Origin of the sequence: Aliirhizobium wenxiniae (assembly GCF_019511445.1) — a bacterium.
In the GTDB taxonomy this organism is placed as follows: domain Bacteria; phylum Pseudomonadota; class Alphaproteobacteria; order Rhizobiales; family Rhizobiaceae; genus Neorhizobium; species Neorhizobium wenxiniae_A.
Genome location: NZ_JAEUAN010000004.1, coordinates 140,854 through 163,053, shown reverse-complemented (window position 1 = coordinate 163,053; position 22,200 = coordinate 140,854). Strand labels below are relative to the sequence as shown.

Below are 22,200 nucleotides of genomic sequence, written 5' to 3'. Positions count from 1 at the left end.
ATCTGCGCGGACTTTTGCACGCTGGAACGATGCGGCTCAAGCCGAAACCTGACGTGGCTTGCCGCAAAAACGACAGGTGCCGATCACGCTTTGATCAGCGCGGTTCGATGATCGGCACGTGAGGGGCGAGATTGCGCGCCATGCGGCCATCGAGCCGCGGGTCGTCGCAAATCTCGACCATGAAGGCATAAGGTGTGAAGCCGGAGCGCTGATAGAAGGCGAGCGCCGCCGGATGGTCGAAATTGCAGGTATGGACCCAGAAGCGCCTGATCGGCCGCGACCAGGCCGTCTCGATCGCTGCATTCATCAGAATGCGGCCCGCGCCATTGCCGATCGCTTCCGGCACAACGCCGAAAAAGGCGATCTCGCATTCGCCCTCTTCGCGGAAGTCGAGTTCCAGGAGCCCCAGCCGGCGCTTTCCGTCGGTCAGCACATATATCTCGATCAGTGGATCGGTGATGATCGCCTGCAGTTCCGCATCCGGCATCACGATGCGCGATACCCACAGCCAATCCTCGCCGACACGACGATAGAGATCGCGATAGTCGGCGACCGAAGGAGCTTCCCAGCGTTCGACCCGCAGGCCGGTTTCCGGCGGCAGGGGCCGGGCAGCCGGGCGCTCGAACATTTCGAGGCAGGTGACCATGTTGGCGAGCTTTCCCGCAGGAACGGGAGAGTAGCCGAAGGGGAGCGTGGGATTGGACGTTTGCATGCGCTCTTGGACTGTTTTGCCCGGCGCATGTCAACCGTTGCCAATGAAAAATCGCCGTCAGGCGACGCGTTCATCCCACGCTTCGGAGGGTTCGCTGCTGCGCAGCCATGGATGAGAACGAAGGCCGTCAATATGGCGTTCTTCACTTGCCACGTGATCCAAGACCTCCTGCCATCCCGGATGGTTATCGCGATGCCTTACCACGTCGTCGATCATGGCGAGGCTGGAAGCTTCCAGCGCCGAAATGAACAGACGGCCGCCGTCGATCCGGCAGCGCAACAGCCGCCAGATATAGGTCATGTCATCGGCTGTTATGCCGGCATGACGGCGTGCCGTCGCGCCATAGGATGTGTTCGACGGCGCAAGAAGTCTGTGGCGCAACTGGTCGAGCGCGAAGGCCGACAGGATATCAGGACAGGTTTCGGCGCGCTCGATGGCATGCAGAAGGGTTTCCAGCTGCAATGGATTTTCAACCCGACCTTCGAGCGCCAGCGCACGGATCAGCCATGCGGACTTTGCCGCATCCAGCCGTCCTCGGGGAGGCGCGTTATCCACGATGAATGCCGTCAACTGCTCGACGAAATAGCTCGGCCATTCCTCGCAATGAACCGGACACATGTCGTTCAAGGCTAGAAGCAGGAGCGCGTCGTCGTAACCACGGATTCCGTTCGTGAAGGCGTATTTTCGCAGAATCAACAGATCATGCCTGTCGATGCGGCCCTTTCCGGCGATCACACATGCCGGAAAAGAAAAGCGTATGCCGCTCATCTCTTTCTCCGTTTCATCATGAAACTGATATTGCTCTTAATTCGGAGAAGTTGAGAGGCCGACAACAAGGGCAGTTAACGAAAGCTAGCCAAGCGGTGGTTCGGCCGAAATCTGTCTCACCCTGACACGTTCGCGCCAGATAATGAACAGGCCGGAGGCGACGATGATGGCGATGCCGAGCCATTTGGAGGCCGTCGGGAAGTCGGCAAACAGCAGATATCCGAGCACGGTTGCCGAGATGATTTCGAAATACTGGAACGGTGCAAGCAGTGACAGCGGCGCCATGCGGAAGGCGCGGACCACCAGAAGGTGAACATAACCGGACAGGCTGCCGAGAATGATCAGCAGAACCAGCCCGAGGCTGGATGAGGGCAGGGAGGCTTCGAACTCCACCGGGTAGACGAAATGGCCGACGAAAAGCGCCGCGGTCATGAACAGTGTTCCGCCAACGCCTGCGACGAACTGCATCGTCAACGGCGAATCAGCGTCACCGATCGCGCGGTTGAGAAACAGATAGAGCGTATAGAGAAAGGCACAGAGCACCGGCAGCAGGGCCGTCCAGCCGAAAATCTCGTAGCTTGGCTGGATGACGATCATCGCGCCGCCGAAGCCGATGGCAATGGCGAGCCACCTGCGCCAGCCGACCTTTTCACCGAGGAACAGTGCCGACATCATCGTCAGCATGAAGGGCTCGACGAAATAGATGGCGAACACGTCTGCGAGCGGCATGTATTTGACCGCCATGAAAAACATCAGGCTGGCCGCGGCATGCAGCGCGCCACGTAACAGGTTCATCCAGGGACGTTTGCCGCCACGGATGGCGCCGGGAACGAAAAAGGCGATCGGCAGCAGCGCCAGAAACTGGAAGAAGAACCGGTAGAAGGTAACCTGGCCCGGCGACATGGTCTCAAAAGTCGCCATGTATTTGGCGATCGCATCCATCATCGGCAGCACGACCATGCAGGCCGCCATGATCGCCATGCCTTTAATCGGATTTTGCGGATGAGAATCGGGCATGGGCAACACTCTGAAGGGGTTTGAATTTCAACCATAGCCGCGAGGTGGGTTCAAGCCTGTGCCGAGAGCGGTAATTGCGTCGCCCTACTGGCGCGGCTCATCCGGCATCCCTATCTCCCCGTCAGAACTCAGGAGAGCGAGCTTGTCGGAATTCATTAGTTATCTATTCGCAATATTCGTCGTGACGCCGCTTCAGGCGGAACTGTCGGAACGTCTGCAAGGCGTGCCTTCGCAGGAACTCGTCGAGGCCGGCAAGGCGTGTATTTCCGTCGAGGCGCCGGAACTGTTGCGTTATGCGCAGGAAAACTGGGGTTGGGCTGCTGCCAATGCAATCGGCGTCGGCGCCGGTCTGGTCGATCCCATAACGCTGCTTCCGCAAGGGAACGAGAACTGCCGTCTGGTGATCCAATCCCTGGCTGTCGAAGGCTCTCGCAACGCCTGATGTTGCGTCGTCTCTGTCGCAAATAGGCAAGCCGTCCGGGTGTCCCGCAATGATTTGGCATGCGGGACGCCGTATCAGGTAACTCATTGCCAGAAAACAAAAAACCCGGCCGAAGCCGGGTTAATTTGGTGCGGTCGAGAAGACTCGAACTTCCACGGGTTGCCCCACAGCGACCTCAACGCTGCGCGTCTACCAATTCCGCCACGACCGCATCGTGGTAGGCCGATTTGCTTCGGCGAGGGAGCATCTAGCAAATGGATTCCGGCTGCACAAGTGTGCCGTGACAGTTTTTTGAAAGAAAAAACAATGTCCACAGCCGCCGCCTTTCGCGGTTCATATGAAGCCCTTGTTTTGCGGGCTTTAGAGGCGCATTGCAAAATCACAATCTTCTTGTCAGAAGGCCTGTCATGCAGACACGTACCGATCTCGACCACCAGATGTTTCCTGCCGCGCACTGTCCGCCGGTACGCTGGCGCATCTCGGACTGTCCCGTACCCTATGAAGAAGCGCTCGAGATAATGGAGCGCGAAGTCGCCGCCATTGCCGACGGCAAGGCGGATGAACTCGTCTGGCTGCTGGAACACCCACCACTTTATACGGCAGGCACCAGCGCCAACTCCGCCGACCTGATCGAGCCGAACCGATTCCCGGTTCATGAAACCGGCCGCGGCGGCGAATATACCTATCATGGTCCCGGCCAGCGGGTTGCCTATGTGATGCTGGACCTCAAGCGTCGCCGTCAGGATGTGCGCGCCTATGTGGCGGCCCTCGAGCAACTGGTGATCCAGACGCTCGAACTGATGAATGTTCGTGGCGAACGGCGCGAGGACCGAGTCGGCGTCTGGGTTCAGCGACCGGAAAAGCCGCGCCTGCCGGATGGCAGCATGGCGGAGGACAAGATCGCCGCTTTCGGCATTCGCCTTCGGCGCTGGGTTAGCTTTCACGGCCTGTCGCTCAATGTCGATCCGGACCTGTCGCATTTCTCCGGCATCGTTCCCTGTGGGGTAACAGCCTACGGCGTGACGAGCCTCGTCGATCTCGGCATGCTCGTGATGATGGAGGATGTGGATATTCGTCTGCGTGAGGCGTTCGAAGACATTTTCGGGCCAACGGTTATCGAGAAAGCGTAAAGCATGGTCGATCTGAAAATAAAGAAGCGCCCGATCGGGGCCGTTGCCAAGCTCCAGCGCAACGGTCACCCGCAGGTGACGAGCCGAACAGGCGGTGAAATCGGCGTCGTTACCGGCGCGTCGGAGGAAGGCTTCAATCCGCTCGACCTGATGTTCGCATCACTTTCCGCCTGCCTTGTTCTCAGTGCGCGGATCGCGGCCAGCAAGCTTTCGCTGCTCGAACGGTTTGATGGCGCGTCGGCCGATGTAACAGGTGAGAAATCATCTGAAGAGCCATACCGAATCGAGCGGTTTATCGTCGAAATCACGATCGATGGTGATCTTACGGCAGACGAGCGCCGCGATATCGTTCATATGGCCGAAGATATCTGCACGGTGAGCAACACCTTGAAGGTGCCGCCGGCCATCTCCCTCCGTATTCCCTGACCTGTTCAGTCTTCATCCGGAATGCGGCTGTCGACGCCGGCGAGGCGCAGGTGGTTGATGATCCTGCCGATACCGCTTACCTTCTGGGCTGCTCTAACGATGGCGTGTGAGGTGGCGGCATCGTCGACCTGACCTTCGATCGTGACATTGTTCCGGTCGACATGGATGTCGATCAGATCCATATCGATAATGCCCAAGGCGTCGATCGCGTCGGTGACGCGTTCCTCCAGATCGTCCCAGTTCTCAAGGCCTGTCGTGCCGGGCCGCAGGCTGTCGCGCTGCGGTTCTTGAAGTCCGTCGAAGCCTGCTTCATCGATAAGAAAGCCCGGATTTCGGCCTGTCTCCGTCTCGGGATTTGTATTGCCATAGGCGGCATTATCGACCGGGCCGGCCGCCTGGCCGGGCTTGTCGGCATAGGGCCATCCGTCATCAACGTTGCGATCGTCGAAGTCGCGAAAATCCTCTTCGCGGGAGATGTCGTTTACGTCTCTTTTCGGTGACATGATGCCTCCGTTGGGAATTCCGTTTGTGCAGCGACCTGCAGAACGCTCGTTTCTAGCTCTGCAAACCTGTCTTGGTGCCAGTCAGTGTCAGATGATTTTCCACATCATGGACACCATCGACCGTTTCCGTCGCCAGAATAACCTTGCGCGCCGTCATGATCGTATCGACAGCACCCTCCAGAACCACAGTCGTGCCCTCCATATGAGGTTCGACGGCGGACGTATCTATATCCGGCAATGAGGCAATGCGTGCCGCGACATCACTACTGAGTTTGCTGTCTTCGATCTTGGATGTTTCCGTCATGGTCTTTCTCCTCGTTCAACCATGAGCGGGTAACGCGCGAGTCTCCCCAGGGTTCGCAGGAAAATGCTATTTTTCCTTCAGCCACTTTTTCACTAGCCGCTCCCGCTTCAGTCGCGACAGCCGCTTCAGCCAGAAAATGCCATCGAGCTGATCGATTTCGTGCTGGATGCAGACGGCATGAAAATCCTTGGCCTCTTCCTCGTGGAAATTGCCGGACAGATCCTGATAACGAATCCTGATATGGCGAGGGCGCTCCACGTCATCTGTCGCACCGGGCATCGAAACGCTGCCTTCCGTATGCCGGATGATTTCTTCGCCTGCCCATAGAATCTCGGGGTTCACGTAATAAAGCGGCCCCTGGGTCGGAGAGAGTTCCAGCACGAAGATACGCTGGAAGACGCCGATATGCGCGGCCGTGATGCCAATGCCGGGTGCGGCGCGCATCGTTTCGAGCAAATCCTGCGCCAGTGTCGATAGCTCTGTATCGAAGCTTGTAACCGGCTCGCAGATCGTCGAAAGGCCTGGATCGGGATAGGTCAGAATGGTGCGGACAGTCATGTCGTTTCTCTTGATCTTGGCATGGCGGCAGATCTGCCACTCCATAAGGAAATGCGCATCGAAAGCCATATTGCGGCTGTCGATAAAATTGCTTCAGTCTTTCATGCTATCTGATTGTTGACTATATGTTTTCCGTCGCTGCTCCGGCTGCGGCAATCGTGCAAGGCGAGGGCGGTTGATGAGTGATATGGAAGACGACACCCTCATCAGCCCGAAAGTCGGCGGCGAAGGGCACGATATCTATTCCGAAGACGGTTCGATCCGGTCCGACTTTCTGGCGCGCGTCGGCGCAGCCGTTGCCGATCGCGATGTGCTTTTCCTTCGCCAGAATGTCGCCAGACTGCACGAATCCGAACTCGGTGACCTGCTCGAATCGATCCTGCCGGATCAGCGACTTGCGCTGGTCAAATTGCTCGGCAAGGATTTCGACCTCACGGCGCTTACCGAAGTCGACGAAGCCATCCGTATGGAAATCGTCGACCAGATGCCGAACGCGCAGATCGCAGCGGCGATCGGCGATCTCGATTCGGACGATGCCGTCTATATTCTCGAAGACCTCGACCATCAGGACCGGGAAGAAATTCTCGCGCAACTGCCGTTTACCGAGCGGGTTCGCTTAAGGCGCGCGCTGGATTATCCGGAAAGCTCCGCCGGCCGGCGCATGCAGACGGAATTCGTCGCCGTGCCGCCATTCTGGACCGTCGGTCAGACGATCGATTACCTGCGCGACGAGGAAAACCTGCCGGACAGTTTTTCGCAGATTTTTGTCATCGACCCGACTTTCCGGCTTCTCGGCATCATCGACCTCGACCGCATTCTGCGCTGCAAGCGGCAAATCCGCATCGAGACGATCATGCGGGAGACCAACCATCCGATCCCGGCCGACATGGACCAGGAAGAAGCGGCCCAGATTTTCGAACAATACGACCTTCTGTCCGCCGCCGTCGTCGATGACAATGGCCGCCTCGTTGGCGTGCTGACGATTGATGACGTGGTCGACGTGATCCAGGAAGAGGCGGAAGAGGATCTTCGGCTTCTTTCCGGTGTCGGTGACGAAGAACTGTCCGATTCGGTCAAAGATACGTCGCGCTCGCGCGTGCCGTGGCTGATGGTCAATCTGGTGACCGCTTTTCTTTCGGCATCCGTGATCGGACTGTTCGAGGCGACGATCGAGGAAATCGTGGCGCTCGCAATCCTGATGCCGATCGTTGCCGGCATGGGCGGCAATGCCGGGTCGCAGACGATGACTGTGACGGTGCGCGCTCTCGCTACCCGCGATCTCGATATTCACAATGCCTGGCGCGTCGTGCGGCGCGAAGCGGGCGTCGGGCTTATCAACGGCATGCTGTTCGGCACGGTTGTCGGGTCGGTCGCCGGCTGGTGGTTTGCCGATTTTCACCTCGGAATGGTGATTGCATCGGCGATGATGATCAACATGTTTGCCGCCGCAATGGCTGGTATGATGATCCCGCTTCTGCTCGACAAGGCCGGAACCGACCCGGCGGTTTCGTCGGCGGTATTCGTGACCGCGATCACCGATATGACCGGCTTCATGAGTTTCCTCGGTCTTGCGACACTGTGGCTGCTACATTAGGCGCGATTTGACTGTTACGTAAAAGTCAATTATTTTCGCGGGCCACAGCAGGGATACGACGTGGACAAATATTACAGCATTACCGAACTGACCCGCGAATTCGGCGTATCGACGCGTACGTTGCGGTTTTACGAGGACGAAGGGCTACTCCATCCCGAACGCCGCGGTCGGACACGTCTGTTCCGGGCAGCGGACCGCCGCCTGCTTCTGGAAATATTGCGTGGACGCCGTATCGGCTTCACGATCTCCGAAATTCGCGAGATCATTCAGGTCTACAGGGAGCCGCCCGGCGAAATGGGCCAGCTCAAGCTGCTGATGAAACGCGTTGACGAAAAGCGCGACGAGCTTCGCCAGAAGCGCAAGGATATCGACGAGACACTGGCCGAACTCGACAATGTCGAAGAGGCCTGCCTTACGCGTCTGGCTGAGATCGGCGTCGGCACCTGAGGCTTTCCGGCCTCATGGCTGCGCGGCGCTGATCGAGCATTCCTGAGCCATAATCCCAATCCGGTTGTCCTGCGCACTGATCTCGCCGTTCTGCAACGGCGTCATTAGTTGCTCAGTGATCAGCTTGTCGGCCGTGCAACCGCAAAAACGCTCGCAGAGAGCTTTATCGCTGGTTTCGCGCAGGCAGCTCGGTTGGCAGCTGTTCATGTAGACGACCCGTGGATCAGGCGCGGGTGCCGGGGAAACAAGCGAAAAGAGATAGACGAGAGCAAGCAGGATCGGCTGGTGTACCAGATAAACGATCAGGCTGTGACGCCCGGCCTTGGCGAGTATCGTGTCGTTGCGTTGAACATCGGCCAGCCGTCCGGTCCAGCCGCGGACGATCGAAAGCCGGGCGACTGCTATCCCCGTCAGAAGTGCGGCCAGCCAGGGGAACAGCGGTACGTAGTCGTTCGAGCGCGGCGGGAATTCCGCAAAGCCGATCCAGGCAAGCCAACGTGTATCGAACAGCGATGACTGCAGCATGCCTGGTATGGCCGTGGCATCGATAGCCATGCCGATGACGATCAGGATCGGCACCGCGAAGGCGAAAGCGAGGGGCAGTTGCAGGAAGGCCAAGCCGATCAGGCTCGATAGGGCAATATTGTGCAATATGCCGAAGAAGATCCATTCCTGCGGAAAGGCGAAAAGCGTTGCGATGCTGATGGCGATGGCCGCGCCTGCGACGATTGCCAGCCTTTTGCGGAATGCCGGCCAGCGTATGCCGCGGCCATGCGCCAGAACCAGGCTTACGCCAGCGAGAAACAGGAAGGAGCTGGCGATCGCGCGGGCATAGAGGCGGAAGAAGCCCTGTGTCGCCGTGCCGGGGTCGACATAGCCGAAAAATTCCAGATCCCAGGTGAAGTGGTATGTCGCCATAGCGATCAAGGCTATGCCGCGAAGTGTGTCGATCAACAAAATACGCGGCGGACGCTCGCCTGTCGGCTGCGTTTGGGTGTCGGCTGCAGTCAATCTACTCAATCCTTAGTCGTCATCCATGATGGCGAGCCGTGCCTCGGAAAAATACTGGCGACGGATCAGCGCGACGATGATGATCACCGTCGTTGCCATGAACACATAGGGTCCGGCGAACCAACCGAGATAGCCGATCGACAGAAAAAGTGTCCTCAGGCCGGAATTGAAGTGTTTCGCGGCGATCATGTTCATCCTGATCACATGATTGGCCGCTTTTCGCGCAGCCTCGGGATCGGCCTCGGCTTCCTTGGTCATCGGCAGCGCGCCGAACAGGATCGTGCAGTAGTTGAACAGCCGATAGGCCCAGCCGAACTTGAAGAAAGCATGGCCGAGAAGAAAGGCCAGTCCGCCAACCTTCAACTCGAAAACGGCTTGTCCGCCATAGGGCACGAAGGGCAGGTGGGAGAAGATCGCGTTCACCTTGTCGGTCGAGCCGAGAAGCGCGAAGCAGCTGCCCAGCGCGAAGATCGACGAGGTGGCGAAAAAGGCCGTTCCATTCTGCAATCCTGCAAAGATCTGTGTGTCGATCATCCGCAGTTCGCGCTTCAGGGAATTGTAGATCCAGCGATGGCGGCGCTCGACCATCGCCTGGTTAAGGCTCTGCCGTGGCAGATATTTTCCGCCCGAACCCGCTGAAAACCAGGAATAGGCCGTCCACAGAAAGGCGAAGAGGGCGAGCGCAATGTAATCTGCCAGAATCATGGAAAACTGCCGGGAGCCGAAATCGTGTGATCCGACTTTTGCGTTGTTTCATTCGCGGCGGCAAGGGGAGCGGACAATTCCTGACAACAGTTTGTCCGGACTTGCGCATCCATGGTCGAGGCAGCATATGGGATGCGCGTGTGATGTCGTTGATGTCCAATAGGGTGTCGGACTGCCAACATGACGGCACACTCATATGACATAGGCTGTGATCGTTCCCTCTCGGGCAGTCAGTATCTGGCCAATATCTGGATTGAAGAAATTCCATGTTCCTATCCGTCTTCGACGTTTTCAAGATCGGCATCGGCCCGTCGAGTTCCCACACGATGGGACCGATGTCGGCGGCTAACCGGTTTCTCGACCTTATTCTCTCGGACGACTGGCCGCGTCCTGCCGGTGCCCATGTCGCGGCCCTTCAGGCTTCGCTGCACGGCTCGCTCGCCTTCACCGGCATCGGTCACGGAACGGGAAGGGCGGTTATTCTCGGCCTGATGGGCGAATCACCGAATACGGTCGATCCTGACCGGATGGATGCTATCATCGAAGAGGTGGAGCGGATCGGTCGCGTTACGCCGCCCGGCCATCCGACTTATGATTTTCAGCCGAAGACGGACCTGATCTTCGACAAGAAGCAGGCTCTGCCCGGCCACGCCAACGGCATGAGCTTTTCGGCGCTCGACAAAAACGGCAGGCTGCTCCTCAAGCGTATCTATTATTCGATCGGCGGCGGTTTCGTCGTCACCGATACCGAGCTTGAGGCCATGCGCGCAACGAAGGATGCAGGCGGCGGCGAGCGCGTGCCTTATCCGTTTGCGACCGCCCGACAGATGCTCGACATGTCGCATGGCGCAGGTCTGTCGATCGCGCAGATGAAGCGCGCCAACGAGTTGACCCGGACGAATGAGCAGGCGCTCAACGAAGGGATCGACGCGATCTGGGAGGCGATGAACGGCTGTATCGATCGCGGCTTGAAGGTCGATGGCATCATGCCGGGCGGGCTCAAGGTCAAGCGGCGGGCGAGGGCGATCCATGATCGGCTCAACGAAGAATGGCGCAGCAACAGGCCCAATCCCCTCCTCGCCAACGACTGGCTGTCGGTTTACGCCATGGCGGTGAACGAGGAAAATGCCGGCGGTGGGCGTGTCGTGACCGCGCCGACCAATGGTGCTGCCGGCGTCATTCCGGCGACGCTCAAATATTACCTGCATTTCCATGATGATGCGACGAAGGATGATATCCGCGAGTTCCTGCTGACGGCTGCCGCGATCGGCGGCATCATCAAGCACAATGCCTCGATCTCCGGTGCAGAGGTCGGCTGTCAGGGCGAGGTGGGGTCTGCTGCTGCTATGGCCGCTGCCGGGCTTGCGGCCGTGATGGGCGGCTCACCGGAGCAGATCGAGAATGCTGCGGAAATTGCGCTAGAACACCATCTCGGCATGACCTGCGATCCGATTGCAGGCCTCGTTCAGGTCCCGTGTATCGAACGCAATGCCTTGGGCGCGGTAAAGGCCGTGACTGCAGCCTCGCTTGCCATCAAGGGCGACGGCACGCATTTCGTGCCGCTCGATGCCTGTATCGAGACGATGCGCCAGACCGGCAATGACATGAGCGAGAAGTACAAGGAAACCTCCACCGGCGGGCTTGCCGTCAATGTGGTGGAGTGCTGAACGCATTGATGATTGTGGACCCGGTCGGGATTTGACTTGACTGGCGGCCTTCGCGGGTCTTCAAGCCACTCATGGCTCTTCATCTCATCAAGCTTTGCGTCGGCGCCGACAGTATCCAGGATCTCAGGGACTGGGTTTCGGAGCGATCCCTGACCGCCATGGCTGCCGGCCTTGAGCCGCACAGCATCCACACCACCCGCATGGTTCCGAAGCGGGTGGACGAGCTGCTCGATGGCGGATCGCTTTATTGGGTCATCAAGGGGCAGGTTTCAGCGCGGCAGAAGCTGCTTGATCTACGCACCTTTAACGGTGGTGACGGCATTCAGAGATGCGAACTGGTTCTTGGCCCCGAAGTCATTGAAACGGCGTCGCAGCCGAAGCGGCCATTTCAGGGCTGGCGCTATCTGAAAGACGAGGAAAAGCCGCGCGATCTCGGTGCGCTGGGCGACGATGTCGCGGCGCTTCCCGAGGATCTGCGCCGCGAACTGTCCGATCTGGGCCTGCTTTAAGCCACCGTTTTGAGCGGCAGTTTCATCCGCACCGGTGCACGGCCGGAATGTGCCGATACGTGCAGATGGATGCCGACTTCGGGCTGGGACTGACGCCAGGCGCGTGCGCCATGGCTCAACAGAAGTGAGACCAGATCCCGTGTCTTTTCCTTCGAGCGGGTCAGGCCGAGGCCGGCCAGCCGCATCGCCGCTTCGTGAAGCGGATTGAGTGCCACGCCCCTGGCCCGAGACAGATGGGCCGTTCCGAGATTGGCGCTATTTTCATTCATTCCCATCGGAAACCCCGTTTACACATTACAATTCGAGATTTCGCCGAGCTGTTACCAACTCGGTGTCGAGGCGAGGGCTTTTCGCCCTCACGCTCATTGCATGGCTGCCCAGCAGCTTACTCCGCTCTTTTTCAGGGCGTTGCAGGCATTGACCGCAGTCTTCTGGTCATCAAATCCACCGAACCGAGCACGGTAGATCTGTTGGCCATTGCTGTTGAAGGCAACCGCAAAGGGTTTGGCGGAACGCAATACCTTGCCGCCTTTATCCTGCGCATTGTGCAGGAGATCGAGAGCCATCTTCTCACTCGGAGAGACGCCAATCTGAATGACCCAGCCGGACATGGCGGAGGCCGATGTCGGCGTGCGGGTCGAAGCCGTGGTGACCTGATCGACAGGTTCGGACGGCATGTCACGCTTGGTGGCAGCCGCTTCGCGCTTCGGCACAGATGCCGGAGGTGTGATTGCGGCCAGTGCCTGGGTCGCGGTTCTGCTCTGCGCGCTTTCACCGGCAAAGGCCGAAGCGGAAGCTGCAGCGATTTTCGGAACGGCAAGCGGTGCGGTCGGGCGGGCTTCGCGCTGTTCGTAACGGGCATCGAGACGGGGGCCACTGTCGGGCAGATCCATTGCCGCGACCTGGCGGCTTTCGGAAGCGTCAGCTGCAATTGCGGGCTGGCGCGGAACCGGAATGGCGGGATCTGCAATCGGCGCACGGGACGCTATAAGATTGGTGCGGCCTCCGCGGGACGCCTTCGGCAAATATTCGGCCACGAGTTTGCGCATCGTGGCATCGCGCGCTGCGCTGGAACGGCCGCCGAGAACGACTGCGACGATCGAGCGCCCGTCCAGTTCGGCGGAGGTGGCGAGGTTGCTGCCTGCTGCGCGCGTATAGCCAGTCTTGATACCGTCGACACCGCGGACCGTGCCGACGAGGCGGTTGTGGTTGCCGATGGTTACCTTGCCGTACTGAAAGGAGCGAATGCCGAAATAGGGATAATATTGCGGGAAGTGCTGACGCAATGCCATGCCGAGACGCGCCTGGTCGCGTGCGGTGGTCATCTGTGCGGTATTCGGCAAACCATGAGCGTTGCGATAGGTTGTGCGTGTCATGCCCAGCGCGCGTGCCTTATTCGTCATCATCTGTGCGAAGCGCGGTTCCGAGCCGCCGATAAATTCGCCCAGCGCCGTGGCAATGTCGTTTGCCGAGCGGGTCACCAGAGCGCGGATTGCCTGATCCACCGTGACGCTGCCACCTGCTTTGACATAAAGCTTGGACGGCGGTTCCTTGGCGGCATTGGCGGAGACGGGAACCTTGGAGTCGAGCGAGAAGCGGCCAGCTTCAAGCGCTTCGAATGTCAGGTAAAGTGTCATCATCTTGGTGAGGGAGGCCGGATAGCGCAAGCCATCAGGATCTTCGCCATAGAGAACCTTGCCCGATTTGGCATCAACCACGATGCCGGCATATTTGGGATCCGCGTGCGCCGACTGCGCCACAGCGGATAACGACAACGCAATTGCGAAGAGATATCCTAGGCGTTTCGCCTGGGTCTTCACTGCACCCTTGGGGAGGGACGCCGGGAACATGGTTTTCAACACTGCCGCACTCATCGATTTTGTCATTTTTCAATAGATCCGGACGTGCCCCCACCCCGGATTGCTGAGAGAGCAATCTAGGAGAACAGCGTTACCAAGAGGTTTATGATGAACGGCGACTTACTTCGATTTGAAGCATTTTAGTCGTCTTTCGAGGCAGAGTTGCTGTCGGATGCGTCAAGTCGCGCGCCGACAAAAGACCTAACTGCGGCATCAATATGGTCCCAGTCCTTCAAAATGCTCGAGGAGAATCGGTAGAGAACGGTGAGGTCGCGGCCGAGGTGAATATCGCGCTGGCAATCGCCGCTCGTGGCGCGCTCGCCTGTGGACGGCAGGAGGCAACGTACGGCATATGTCGGTTGGCCCGGATGCTCCGCCGTCAAAAGAACTTCCTGTCCGTAGCCGCTTGTGTTCTTGAGGTGATGGAGCGTCAATCCATTGCCGTAAGGCTCCGAAGGGCCGTCGAAGAGCTGGGTGTAGATGGGGGTGAGTCGCCCGGACATGTCCTTCGACATCGTGCTCTGGGAAATCTGCAGGAAGAGCAGCCTGTCGGGGCGTTCGATATTGTCGAAACTGTCGCGCCGCTCGGAGCTGTAGCCCATCATTCCCGGCCATGTGAGGTGGATGTCTACACGCTCGGCGGTGCCGGAGCGGCGCTGTTCTGCGAAGCGGACCGTATTTTCCGGGACTTTAAGTGTGTCCTCGCCGATCGTGACGGTAAGGATCGCCCCGCTTTCCGAGTGGCCGCCAAGGGCCATGCCTTGGCCAAGCCAGCGACCGCCAATGCTGATAGCCAGCGTGATGATGATGAGCAGGACGACGGCAAGCGTCAGGCGCAGCACGAACCGGTCGGAAATCAGTGGCAGCTCTTGCTGCGGCGGCGCTGAAGCGCGGCGTATCATGGTCTTGCCCCGTGTCCATGTGTCGTTATGCGGGACCAAAACAGCATACACGGGGTCCAAACGCCTCTGCCCGCGATAGTCTCGCGGGCAAGGTTAATTTTCGGTGAATTTATTGCGCCTGCTTACTGGCTGACGCTGCCGACGGCGATGGCGCGGCCGTCCTGAAGTTTTACCCAGCGCGACGGGTCAACCGTGTCCTGGCGCTTCAGGTAGGTGTATTCGGTGTCCATCCAGGGAAGGACTTTGTTGCGCATGTTGTCGAGGATGTAGTCGCCGCGATCGGTGCGAACGGTCAGAACTGCGTGGCCTTCGCCATTCGGCTGCAGCACTACGGTGATCAGCAGGTCGGATGCATCGAAACCCTTCTGCATCAGCATTTTGCGCTTCAGGAGAACGAAGTCCTCGCAATCGCCGGCAGTGGTCGGGTAGGTCCAGAATTCCTCGACGCCATAGAGTTCCTGGTCGGTCATTGGGGTGATTTCGGTATTGACCGTATAGTTGACGTCAAGGATCGTGCGCCACTTGTCTTCCGTCAGTGCTACCGGGCCGGCATCGCCCTTGAGCGGCTTGCATTCGCTGGCGTAGTTCTTGCAAAACTCATAGTGGCCGATCGGCGGGCTGGCCTTGCCGATGACGCGCATGGCTCCTGTCGACATTGCGAGCGACGGTGCGGCTGCTGCGATGGCGATGGCGGCGGTCAGGAATACCTGTGCAAGTCTTTTCGGAAGCGTCATTTTGCTGTCTCCCCGTGGTTGGTGAGACAATGCTTCAAAGCCTTTGATCGAACGCAAAATAGCGCCGTAAAATCAGATGCTTATTGTAATAGAATTTGACGAAAAACCGAATAAAACACGCGCAGTATTCGACTAAAACAAGCCGAAAATTCTCAGCAAATTTATCTAAAATTCGAGATAAATTCGCTGCATCGGGGCGCAAGTTATTGGATTTTCGAGAGGTTGGCTTGTTCGCGTTTCATCCGGCCGGCTGCTGATCGGGCGTCGGAGTTCTTCATTCAAGGCTGGATACGGTGAGTTGATCGGCCAAAAAAGGGGCTGAAATGCCCCTTTATGCGTCCGAAATGGCCTCGAAAAAAAATCCCGAAAAGATACATTTTTTTTCGAACATGGCCCGTTTCCGGATTCAGGAACGCGGAAAAGCGCCCCTGCCGTGCCAATTCTGGACGCGATAGCGGACGTTGGGTCTGCAGGAATTAGGATTGGATGACTTAGAGGAAGTCCCGCAGGGCTTCGCGTGACTGCACCGAGGCGAACTCGATCGCGACGCCTTCCATGAAGTGACGGACGACGCGGCCGCGCATGTTGCCGAGCCTTACCGGCGTTCCGATGACCGGGCGGATTTCGATGTCGACTGCGGCGCCGGACAGCGAAAGGTCCATCAGACGACAGGCGTAACGGCTGCCGTCTTCGAGTGTCAGTTCGGTCAGCGTGCTGCGCGGCGTCAGACGGTCGTGGCGACGGTCTTCGGGCAGGCCGAGCTCATGCTTGTTGGCAATCCAGGTCAGTTGGGCCGCCAGCTTCTCGCGTTTGCGCTCGGTTGCATTGATCGACATGACGAAGCCGTCATTCGACAGGCTGATGACGTTGCCTTCAAGGCGTCCGAGGTGATCGAGGTAAGCAATGACGCGCTCGTTGACGCGTGGTTGCCCGACGCAGACAAAGCTTACGTCGCCCGGCGACATGTCGATAACCGAGCAGGGGTATTCCTCGTGATCGGCCAGCATCAGTCTTCCTTCGACATTGACCGTGACACGCTGAAACGAGCGCTGGGCAGCGATCACGTTCGTCGGTTGGGTCTGTGCCGGCTGGAAGGAAAACATGTGTCGGTTCGGCTCTGAGCTAATATTGAGCCAGATAGATAACATTAGGCAGTTAACAGATGGTTGTTTTTGAGGTTTGCACTATCGTCCGGGTTGGGCGAAACGTTGTCCGACCAGTCGCCGGAAGAAGGTGACCGGCACCGAGGTGGATATATGACCATCGACGCTGATGGACGGCCGTGTTCCATCAGGTTTGACGAAACCCCAGCTTTCAAACGCCAGCCCGCGCACCGGAAGGGCGGTGAAGGGGAGTTGGGTTTCGCGGGCAATGAGAGCGCCTAGAACGCGATCGCTGCGGTAGCCCTGCGATCGCATGGGCATCAGAAGCAGGTCGTAAGCATAGCTCTCTTCTGCATAGGGCAGGCGAATATCCAGCAGTGCCGGCCTTTCATAAAAGAGAACGTGATTGAGGATCGCTGTCGGCGTATCATCCCCGGCACCCAGCCACATGGATGCGTAATCGAGGCCACGAAGTTCGCGGTCGAAGAGTTCACATATGCGTGTGCCGGCAAGCGCGAAAGTCGGGGTGTTGGTGATGGTCGCGTTGATGATGAACAGATGTGGCAGAAAACGGCGCAAGGCTGACGGATCGATCTCGGAGCGCAGCGGAGCCGGCCGAGTTCCTCTCAAGCCGTTCCAGTAGTTAAAGATTTCTTGTGTCGCCGTGTTCAACATGTGCTGATCCTGTCCGATAATGACCCAGAATCCCCCTTGGAATCGCGTGGTTGAGCTTGACGCAGCGAAAACCGTGCCAGTTGGCGCAGTCGTGTGGTCGGGGAATGGCGCGGGGCTCTCGACGTCAGGTGCTTCGCGCGGCTTTTCAACCCCTTGAGGCTGCTGTATGCCTGCTTGACTGGTGATGATGGAAGGATTGGCCATGGACGATAGGCCCGACATGGCCCCCGATAACAACGCGTTTTCGGAAAATGAAGAAAGCCAGAGGCAGCCGGTCTTCAATATGCCGGGCATTCTTCTTGCCAGCATGGCGCTGCTGGCCGGGCTCTATGTCGTGCAGGAATATCTGCTGAGTGAGCGTACTTATGGGTGGTTCATCTACACGCTTGCCTTCATACCCATCCGCTATCAATTTCCACTGCTGGAGCAGGGTTATGAATGGCTTTGGACGCCAGTCACCTACTCATTTGTTCATGGCAGCGTCGAGCATATCGCGTTTAATGCGCTTTGGCTTGCCGCCTTCGGCACGCCGGTGGTGCGGCGTATTGGTACTCTTCGCTTTCTTGTCTTCTGGGTTCTTGCTGCGGCAGCTTCAGCCTTTTTTCATGCGGGACTGGATTGGGGCAGTCAGGTGCCGTTGATCGGCGCATCCGGTGTGGTCTCGGCGCTGATGGGCGCTGCCTGCCGTTTCGCCTTTCCCGATGGCGGCGGTTATGACCGAACTTACGGGCATCTTTATCCGCGCCAGTCCATCCTCGGAGCGTTTTCGAACCGCACTGTCGTCATGTTCACGGCGATGTGGTTCCTCGGAAATATTCTCGTGGCGGTCGGACTGCCGCTGATCGGCAGCGATGCGGGTGATATTGCCTGGGACGCCCATATCGGCGGTTTTCTTTTCGGCTTCCTTCTGTTCGGGCTTTTTGATCCCATTCGCTACCGTGAGGTGTAGTGGCTGCCGCTTGAACTCGTCATAAGGCCGATCTACAATTCCAGATGTATGGAGAAAGTGCCGGAACTCTCGGAGGAGGAGAGGCCCGGTACGTTGTTTGGCCATGTGGATTGGTAAGGAGAAGGCATGTCGACTACCGTGAAGATGATGCTTGATGCCAAGGGACGCGCAGTTCAGACGGTCGAGCCCGACCGCAAGCTGCTGGAGGTTGCTACGGTCCTGAACGAAAAAAAGATCGGTGCCGTTGTGGTGGCCGGTCTTGAGGGACGTATCGCCGGCATCTTTACTGAACGTGATCTGGTCAGAACGATTGCGACCCACGGCGTTGCCGCGCTGGAAAAGCCGGTTCAGGCGATGATGACGACAGGTGTGACGCGCTGTCGTGAGGAGCAGACGGTGGACGAGGTCATGGAAATGATGACCGCCGGCCGTTTCCGCCACGTTCCCGTCGAAACCGATGGAAAGCTCTCCGGGATCATTTCGATCGGCGACGTGGTCAAGGCCCGCATGCGCGAGGTCGAGCACGAAGCCGAACAGATGAAGGCCTATATCGCCAGCTGAACCGTGAGAGTGCGATCTGAAAACCGCTTCGCCCGTGTCAGCGGGCGAAGACTTCCTGCATGCGCTTCAATGCGCCGATCTGCGCCATGGTTTCCTCGTAGCCGCGCTCGATCGCTTCGCCGGCACGGTGGAATTCCGAAAGGCCGATATCGCTCAGGCGCGGATGAAGCGCCAGATCCGGCGGATCGCCTGCAAGGCGAGCACGCGAGATGCGTTCCTGGATGATGTTGAACGCCTGCACCATTGTCGCGGTCATGCCGACGCGGCCTGCGTCCGACTTTTCCCGGATCACTTCATCGAATGTCTGGACGCTGGCATTGTGCTTGACCACCGCCGAGCGGCCAAAAATGTCGTAGTTGAGGTTCACCGCCACGACGAGCGGCTGCTCATAGGCGCGGCAGACCGACGTCGGCACCGGATTGACCAGTGCGCCGTCGACCAGTGTGCGATTGTTGCATTTCACCGGTTCGAAAATGCCCGGCAGGGCATAGGACGCGCGCAGGCCGGTGATCAGCGAGCCGCTGGAGATCCAGATCTCATGACCCGTGAGGAGTTCGGTTGCAACGGCAACGAAAGGACGGTCGAGGTCTTCGATGCTGAGGCCTTCGAGATGTTCCTGCATCCGCTTGGTCAGGCGCATGCCGCCAAGCAGCCCGCCGCCGCCAATGGTGAGATCGAGAAGCGCTGCGATGCGGCGCATGGTGAGAGAGCGGGCAAAGGCTTCCAGTTCATCGAGCTTGCCGGAGAGGTAGCAGCCGCCGACCAGCGCGCCGATCGAAGTGCCGGCGATCATGCCGACTTCGATGCCGGCTTCGTCGAGAGCCCGAAGCACGCCGATATGCGCCCAGCCGCGGGCGGCACCGCCACCAAGGGCAAGCGAGAGTTTTGCTTTGCGGGGAGGGACGATCACTGCAGGCGGCGTCGGGGTTTCCGCGCCTGTCGTGCCTGCATCTGGCGATGCGGACTGACGATCCTGACGGTTCCAGGTCCAGTTCAGCATTGATCCATACCCTCCTGAGCCGATCACTGCGTAATCGCCAATTAACGCATCGGATGGTTTCGAAAGCGTTTACTCTGGCGACAGCTGGATCGGAACGAGGCGGGTTACCTATTCGGTCGGCTTGCTGGAATACACGGCTTCAGGATCAAAATGACGCGCATCATCCCTGATTTCAAGGATGGTCCTATCGTCATCTTTTGTTACCGCCCGATAGAAACAGGAGCGGCGGCCGGTGTGGCAGGTGGCGTCATGGCCTGAAACAGAAACCTTCAGCCAGATCGCGTCCTGATCACAATCGGTTCGGATCTCGTGCACGGTCTGCAGGTTTCCCGACGTTTCGCCCTTCTTCCAGAGCGATTTGCGCGAGCGGCTGTAATAATGGGCGATGCCGGTATCGACGGTCAGCCGCAATGCCTCGGCATTCATATGCGCGACCATCAGCAATTCGCCGTCGCGCGCATCGGTAACGACGGCGGTGATCAGGCCGTTATCGTCGAAGCGCGGCGTGAAAAGGCCAGCCCCCTCAAGCTCGGCCTTGTTGGCGGAGGGGGGCGGGAATTCCGAAATGCTCATGGCAGCAACCTGTGCGCTCACCTGTTGCGGGCGAGCGTGAAGAAGCGCGCCTGCTCGGTCGGATTGGTCTTGAACTCGCCGGTGAACGTGGTGGTCAGCGTGCGGGAACCCTGCTTCTGCACGCCGCGCATTTCCATGCACATGTGCTCGGCTTCGATGAGGACGGCAACGCCGCGCGGCTTCAGGGTGTCCTGAATGGCGTTGGCGATCTGCGCCGTCATATTTTCCTGCGTCTGCAGCCGGCGACCGAAAATCTCGACGACGCGGGCGATCTTCGACAGGCCGAGAACCGGGCCGTTCGGAAGATAGGCGACCGTCGCCATGCCCTTGATCGGCAGCATGTGGTGTTCACAATGCGAGAAGAAGGGGATTTCGCGCACCAGCACGATATCGTCGAAGCCCGACATTTCCTCGAACGTGCGGCCGAGAACTTCCTCATAGGACTGGTCATAGCCGGCAAACAGTTCGCGGTAAGCCTTGGCAACGCGGCTCGGCGTGTCCAGCAGGCCTTCGCGCGCCGGATCGTCACCTGCCCAGCGCAACAGCGTGCGAACTGCCTCTTCGGCTTCCTGCTGGGTCGGACGAACCGGCTGCTGTGCCTTGTCCTTGACCTGTTCCTGGCCCTGAGCCGGAAAATTCTTCACAATCGCATCCATCTATTGTCTCCCGATGCGGTTCAAGGCCGCATCCGACATACATTCGGGTGTGTTATTACCGTTATTGTGGCGCCTCATATCAATGAGTTTGCGCCATTCAAACCTGTCTCAAGGCCCGTATCTGATCGCTGGCGGGGCTTTTGACAAGGTATTCTCTTTCGCCGACGGTCAAAATTGGCAAAAACCTGTTTTGTTGATCATCGGCTCACGGCATCACATATAGGCATTCAAGGCTCTATTCCATAGAGGCTTTACGTGACGATCCGTTCATTGGATCATCAGGGTGGATCACGACGCAACGGACGCATCGCATGGACGACATCTACAATCAGAAGATCCTCGAATTTGCCGGCAATATCACGCGAGCGGGCGTGATCGCTGACGCTGATGCGACATCCGAGAAACATTCCAAGCTCTGCGGCTCGAAAGTGCGGGTACATCTTAAGCTCGACGGCGGTGTGGTGACGGATTTTTCCCACGAGGTCAGAGCCTGTGCGCTCGGGCAGGCGTCTTCTGCCGTCATGGCACTGCATGTGGTCGGCGCGACCGCCAGCGAATTGCGTCAGGCGCGCCTCGACATGCTGGCGATGCTGAAGGATGGCGGCGTGGGGCCTTCCGGGCGTTTCGAGGATATGCGATATCTGAAGCCGGTGAAAGACTACAAGGCCCGCCATGCATCCACGATGCTGACCTTCGATGCGGTGGTGGATGCGATAGATCAGATCGAGGCGAAGCAGGTAGACAGGCTGGAGGCGTGAGTTGAGCCGATCGTTTCAACGTTCAGCGCTGTCGCTGCCCCTCATCCGCCTGCCGGCACCTTCTCCCCGCAGGCGGGGAGAAGGGATATGCCGCGCTGCCTCGTGCCATCTCACCCGCGATATCGGCACAAGGCTAGATGGTGTGCTAAGCCTTGCCGCAAGTGTCCTTCTCCCCGTCATTACGGGGAGAAGGTGGCGGCAGCCGGATGAGGGGCACGCGCCGACCTTCGCCATGCGCGATGCCAATAGCGGTCTGCACTGATGTGCCCATCGTGCTCACCTTCCGATGGAAATGGCGAAAAACCTGCCCCGCGGCGCTTCTCCCGCAACTGGCAAGGCCCGTTCCGCAAGACGCCGGGCCGTCTGTTCGGCATGGGCTTCATCCGCCTCTACCAGCTGACGCTCTCCGGCTTTATCGGCAATTCCTGCCGGCACATCCCCACCTGTTCAGAATACGGCTACGAAGCCTTCGCGCGACACGGTTTCTGGTCCGGTTTCTGGCTGACGCTGTTTCGTGTTGCGCGCTGCGGGCCGGGCGGCACGAGCGGGCTTGATCCGGTGCCGGATGAGCTCGAAGCCGGCTATCGGCAATGGCTGCCGTGGCGGCTCTGGCGTGTCGGTCGAAAGGCCTCGTAAT

Annotated in this window: 28 protein-coding genes and 1 tRNA gene; 11 read left to right on the top strand and 18 right to left on the bottom strand. The window is 58.8% G+C overall.

The features are described from left to right. Positions 1-94: 94 nt before the first annotated feature. The 3 genes from JNB91_RS06650 to JNB91_RS06640 form a co-directional block, all read right to left on the bottom strand. Positions 95-712 (bottom strand): GNAT family N-acetyltransferase, encoded by a 618-nt coding sequence (locus JNB91_RS06650; protein ID WP_220324739.1) that lies wholly within the window; start codon positions 710-712, stop codon positions 95-97. 57 nt (positions 713-769) lie between these two features. After that, positions 770-1,480, bottom strand: a complete 711-nt coding sequence (locus tag JNB91_RS06645) for a hypothetical protein (protein ID WP_220324738.1) — start codon at positions 1,478-1,480, stop codon at positions 770-772. 84 nt (positions 1,481-1,564) lie between these two features. After that, on the bottom strand, positions 1,565-2,497 hold the full coding sequence (locus tag JNB91_RS06640) for a DMT family transporter (RefSeq protein WP_220324737.1): 933 nt from the start codon (positions 2,495-2,497) through the stop codon (positions 1,565-1,567). 142 nt (positions 2,498-2,639) lie between these two features. On the opposite strand from JNB91_RS06640, the gene JNB91_RS06635 reads away from it, so the two are divergent. After that, a complete protein-coding gene (locus JNB91_RS06635; RefSeq protein ID WP_220324736.1) occupies positions 2,640-2,939 on the top strand; it encodes a hypothetical protein in 300 nt (99 codons plus the stop codon). A 126-nt stretch (positions 2,940-3,065) separates the two neighbouring features. Here the strand turns inward: JNB91_RS06635 and JNB91_RS06630 are convergent. Continuing rightward, positions 3,066-3,150, bottom strand: a tRNA-Leu gene (locus JNB91_RS06630). A gap of 196 nt (positions 3,151-3,346) precedes the next feature. Here JNB91_RS06630 and lipB point away from each other — a divergent pair. Together lipB and JNB91_RS06620 are read left to right on the top strand one after the other, a co-directional pair. Further along, positions 3,347-4,069 (top strand): lipoyl(octanoyl) transferase LipB, encoded by a 723-nt coding sequence (lipB, locus tag JNB91_RS06625; RefSeq protein ID WP_220324735.1) that lies wholly within the window; start codon positions 3,347-3,349, stop codon positions 4,067-4,069. Positions 4,070-4,072: 3 nt separating this feature from the next. Next, positions 4,073-4,495, top strand: coding sequence for an OsmC family protein (locus JNB91_RS06620; RefSeq protein WP_220324734.1), 423 nt, complete (start codon positions 4,073-4,075; stop codon positions 4,493-4,495). Between the two features lie 5 nt (positions 4,496-4,500). Here JNB91_RS06620 and JNB91_RS06615 read toward each other — a convergent pair whose 3' ends face one another. The 3 genes from JNB91_RS06615 to JNB91_RS06605 form a co-directional block, all read right to left on the bottom strand. Continuing rightward, positions 4,501-4,998, bottom strand: coding sequence for a BON domain-containing protein (locus tag JNB91_RS06615; protein WP_220324733.1), 498 nt, complete (start codon positions 4,996-4,998; stop codon positions 4,501-4,503). A gap of 52 nt (positions 4,999-5,050) precedes the next feature. Beyond that, positions 5,051-5,302 carry a BON domain-containing protein gene (locus tag JNB91_RS06610; RefSeq protein ID WP_220324732.1) on the bottom strand — a complete coding sequence of 84 codons (252 nt, stop codon included), beginning with the start codon at positions 5,300-5,302 and terminating at the stop codon, positions 5,051-5,053. A gap of 66 nt (positions 5,303-5,368) precedes the next feature. Next, a complete protein-coding gene (locus tag JNB91_RS06605; RefSeq protein WP_220324910.1) occupies positions 5,369-5,860 on the bottom strand; it encodes a peptide deformylase in 492 nt (163 codons plus the stop codon). Positions 5,861-6,038: 178 nt separating this feature from the next. Between JNB91_RS06605 and mgtE the strand changes: the two genes are divergently transcribed. Together mgtE and JNB91_RS06595 are read left to right on the top strand one after the other, a co-directional pair. Next, positions 6,039-7,454 carry a magnesium transporter gene (gene mgtE, locus JNB91_RS06600; RefSeq protein WP_220324731.1) on the top strand — a complete coding sequence of 472 codons (1,416 nt, stop codon included), beginning with the start codon at positions 6,039-6,041 and terminating at the stop codon, positions 7,452-7,454. Between the two features lie 60 nt (positions 7,455-7,514). Beyond that, the gene (locus tag JNB91_RS06595) at positions 7,515-7,901 is read left to right on the top strand and encodes a MerR family transcriptional regulator (protein ID WP_148144831.1); all 387 of its coding nucleotides are present in this window, start codon (positions 7,515-7,517) and stop codon (positions 7,899-7,901) included. A gap of 12 nt (positions 7,902-7,913) precedes the next feature. On the opposite strand, the gene JNB91_RS06590 is transcribed toward JNB91_RS06595, so the two are convergent. Further along, the gene (locus JNB91_RS06590) at positions 7,914-8,912 is read right to left on the bottom strand and encodes an acetyltransferase domain-containing protein (RefSeq protein WP_223218090.1); all 999 of its coding nucleotides are present in this window, start codon (positions 8,910-8,912) and stop codon (positions 7,914-7,916) included. A gap of 12 nt (positions 8,913-8,924) precedes the next feature. Next, on the bottom strand, positions 8,925-9,617 hold the full coding sequence (locus tag JNB91_RS06585; RefSeq protein ID WP_220324730.1) for a DUF599 domain-containing protein: 693 nt from the start codon (positions 9,615-9,617) through the stop codon (positions 8,925-8,927). Positions 9,618-9,883: 266 nt separating this feature from the next. Between JNB91_RS06585 and JNB91_RS06580 the strand changes: the two genes are divergently transcribed. Both JNB91_RS06580 and JNB91_RS06575 read left to right on the top strand, forming a co-directional pair. After that, positions 9,884-11,284: an L-serine ammonia-lyase gene (locus JNB91_RS06580; RefSeq protein WP_220324729.1), complete on the top strand. Its 1,401-nt coding sequence runs from the start codon at positions 9,884-9,886 to the stop codon at positions 11,282-11,284. Between the two features lie 71 nt (positions 11,285-11,355). Then, a complete protein-coding gene (locus JNB91_RS06575; RefSeq protein WP_220324728.1) occupies positions 11,356-11,793 on the top strand; it encodes a DUF1489 family protein in 438 nt (145 codons plus the stop codon). Here the strand turns inward: JNB91_RS06575 and JNB91_RS06570 are convergent. From JNB91_RS06570 to JNB91_RS06545, 6 genes are all read right to left on the bottom strand, one after another. After that, positions 11,790-12,068: a hypothetical protein gene (locus JNB91_RS06570; protein WP_220324727.1), complete on the bottom strand. Its 279-nt coding sequence runs from the start codon at positions 12,066-12,068 to the stop codon at positions 11,790-11,792. The two genes, JNB91_RS06575 and JNB91_RS06570, sit on opposite strands and share 4 nt — an antisense overlap. A gap of 87 nt (positions 12,069-12,155) precedes the next feature. Then, the gene (locus tag JNB91_RS06565; RefSeq protein ID WP_220324726.1) at positions 12,156-13,667 is read right to left on the bottom strand and encodes a D-alanyl-D-alanine carboxypeptidase; all 1,512 of its coding nucleotides are present in this window, start codon (positions 13,665-13,667) and stop codon (positions 12,156-12,158) included. Between the two features lie 125 nt (positions 13,668-13,792). Next, entirely contained in the window at positions 13,793-14,554 is a 762-nt protein-coding gene (locus JNB91_RS06560; RefSeq protein WP_220324725.1) for a hypothetical protein, read from the bottom strand. A gap of 122 nt (positions 14,555-14,676) precedes the next feature. Further along, complete coding sequence (locus tag JNB91_RS06555) at positions 14,677-15,288, bottom strand: transglutaminase-like cysteine peptidase (RefSeq protein WP_223218078.1); 612 nt, start codon at positions 15,286-15,288, stop codon at positions 14,677-14,679. A gap of 491 nt (positions 15,289-15,779) precedes the next feature. Further along, positions 15,780-16,391: a PilZ domain-containing protein gene (locus JNB91_RS06550; RefSeq protein ID WP_220324724.1), complete on the bottom strand. Its 612-nt coding sequence runs from the start codon at positions 16,389-16,391 to the stop codon at positions 15,780-15,782. A gap of 81 nt (positions 16,392-16,472) precedes the next feature. Beyond that, positions 16,473-17,348, bottom strand: a complete 876-nt coding sequence (locus tag JNB91_RS06545) for a PAS domain-containing protein (protein ID WP_223218077.1) — start codon at positions 17,346-17,348, stop codon at positions 16,473-16,475. On the opposite strand from JNB91_RS06545, the gene JNB91_RS06540 reads away from it, so the two are divergent. After that, a complete protein-coding gene (locus JNB91_RS06540) occupies positions 17,287-18,015 on the top strand; it encodes a rhomboid family intramembrane serine protease (protein ID WP_223218076.1) in 729 nt (242 codons plus the stop codon). The genes JNB91_RS06545 and JNB91_RS06540 overlap by 62 nt on opposite strands. Before the next feature lie 126 nt (positions 18,016-18,141). Then, a complete protein-coding gene (locus tag JNB91_RS06535) occupies positions 18,142-18,576 on the top strand; it encodes a CBS domain-containing protein (RefSeq protein ID WP_220324721.1) in 435 nt (144 codons plus the stop codon). Between the two features lie 37 nt (positions 18,577-18,613). On the opposite strand, the gene JNB91_RS06530 is transcribed toward JNB91_RS06535, so the two are convergent. The 3 genes from JNB91_RS06530 to folE form a co-directional block, all read right to left on the bottom strand. Continuing rightward, on the bottom strand, positions 18,614-19,576 hold the full coding sequence (locus JNB91_RS06530) for a patatin-like phospholipase family protein (protein ID WP_220324720.1): 963 nt from the start codon (positions 19,574-19,576) through the stop codon (positions 18,614-18,616). Between the two features lie 108 nt (positions 19,577-19,684). Next, complete coding sequence (gene hisI / locus JNB91_RS06525) at positions 19,685-20,149, bottom strand: phosphoribosyl-AMP cyclohydrolase (RefSeq protein ID WP_220324719.1); 465 nt, start codon at positions 20,147-20,149, stop codon at positions 19,685-19,687. Between the two features lie 17 nt (positions 20,150-20,166). Then, complete coding sequence (folE, locus tag JNB91_RS06520) at positions 20,167-20,805, bottom strand: GTP cyclohydrolase I FolE (protein WP_220324718.1); 639 nt, start codon at positions 20,803-20,805, stop codon at positions 20,167-20,169. Between the two features lie 311 nt (positions 20,806-21,116). Here folE and JNB91_RS06515 point away from each other — a divergent pair, with 311 nt between their 5' ends. Further along, on the top strand, positions 21,117-21,563 hold the full coding sequence (locus tag JNB91_RS06515; protein WP_220324717.1) for an iron-sulfur cluster assembly scaffold protein: 447 nt from the start codon (positions 21,117-21,119) through the stop codon (positions 21,561-21,563). Between the two features lie 261 nt (positions 21,564-21,824). Then, a complete protein-coding gene (gene yidD / locus JNB91_RS06510) occupies positions 21,825-22,199 on the top strand; it encodes a membrane protein insertion efficiency factor YidD (RefSeq protein WP_220324716.1) in 375 nt (124 codons plus the stop codon). Position 22,200: the final 1 nt, after the last annotated feature.

Coding starts and splice junctions, on each gene's coding strand:
- JNB91_RS06540 (WP_223218076.1), top strand. CDS start 17,287: ATGGCCCCCGATAACAACGCGTTTTCGGAAAATGAAGAAAGCCAGAGG.
- JNB91_RS06580 (WP_220324729.1), top strand. CDS start 9,884: ATGTTCCTATCCGTCTTCGACGTTTTCAAGATCGGCATCGGCCCGTCG.
- JNB91_RS06560 (WP_220324725.1), bottom strand. CDS start 14,554: ATGATACGCCGCGCTTCAGCGCCGCCGCAGCAAGAGCTGCCACTGATT.
- JNB91_RS06585 (WP_220324730.1), bottom strand. CDS start 9,617: ATGATTCTGGCAGATTACATTGCGCTCGCCCTCTTCGCCTTTCTGTGG.
- JNB91_RS06605 (WP_220324910.1), bottom strand. CDS start 5,860: ATGACTGTCCGCACCATTCTGACCTATCCCGATCCAGGCCTTTCGACG.
- hisI (WP_220324719.1), bottom strand. CDS start 20,149: ATGAGCATTTCGGAATTCCCGCCCCCCTCCGCCAACAAGGCCGAGCTT.
- JNB91_RS06555 (WP_223218078.1), bottom strand. CDS start 15,288: ATGACGCTTCCGAAAAGACTTGCACAGGTATTCCTGACCGCCGCCATC.
- JNB91_RS06620 (WP_220324734.1), top strand. CDS start 4,073: ATGGTCGATCTGAAAATAAAGAAGCGCCCGATCGGGGCCGTTGCCAAG.
- JNB91_RS06575 (WP_220324728.1), top strand. CDS start 11,356: ATGGCTCTTCATCTCATCAAGCTTTGCGTCGGCGCCGACAGTATCCAG.
- JNB91_RS06645 (WP_220324738.1), bottom strand. CDS start 1,480: ATGAGCGGCATACGCTTTTCTTTTCCGGCATGTGTGATCGCCGGAAAG.
- JNB91_RS06610 (WP_220324732.1), bottom strand. CDS start 5,302: ATGACGGAAACATCCAAGATCGAAGACAGCAAACTCAGTAGTGATGTC.
- mgtE (WP_220324731.1), top strand. CDS start 6,039: ATGAGTGATATGGAAGACGACACCCTCATCAGCCCGAAAGTCGGCGGC.
- JNB91_RS06515 (WP_220324717.1), top strand. CDS start 21,117: ATGGACGACATCTACAATCAGAAGATCCTCGAATTTGCCGGCAATATC.
- JNB91_RS06570 (WP_220324727.1), bottom strand. CDS start 12,068: ATGGGAATGAATGAAAATAGCGCCAATCTCGGAACGGCCCATCTGTCT.
- JNB91_RS06550 (WP_220324724.1), bottom strand. CDS start 16,391: ATGTTTTCCTTCCAGCCGGCACAGACCCAACCGACGAACGTGATCGCT.
- lipB (WP_220324735.1), top strand. CDS start 3,347: ATGCAGACACGTACCGATCTCGACCACCAGATGTTTCCTGCCGCGCAC.
- folE (WP_220324718.1), bottom strand. CDS start 20,805: ATGGATGCGATTGTGAAGAATTTTCCGGCTCAGGGCCAGGAACAGGTC.
- JNB91_RS06615 (WP_220324733.1), bottom strand. CDS start 4,998: ATGTCACCGAAAAGAGACGTAAACGACATCTCCCGCGAAGAGGATTTT.
- JNB91_RS06565 (WP_220324726.1), bottom strand. CDS start 13,667: ATGAGTGCGGCAGTGTTGAAAACCATGTTCCCGGCGTCCCTCCCCAAG.
- JNB91_RS06535 (WP_220324721.1), top strand. CDS start 18,142: ATGTCGACTACCGTGAAGATGATGCTTGATGCCAAGGGACGCGCAGTT.
- yidD (WP_220324716.1), top strand. CDS start 21,825: ATGTGCCCATCGTGCTCACCTTCCGATGGAAATGGCGAAAAACCTGCC.
- JNB91_RS06650 (WP_220324739.1), bottom strand. CDS start 712: ATGCAAACGTCCAATCCCACGCTCCCCTTCGGCTACTCTCCCGTTCCT.
- JNB91_RS06640 (WP_220324737.1), bottom strand. CDS start 2,497: ATGCCCGATTCTCATCCGCAAAATCCGATTAAAGGCATGGCGATCATG.
- JNB91_RS06530 (WP_220324720.1), bottom strand. CDS start 19,576: ATGCTGAACTGGACCTGGAACCGTCAGGATCGTCAGTCCGCATCGCCA.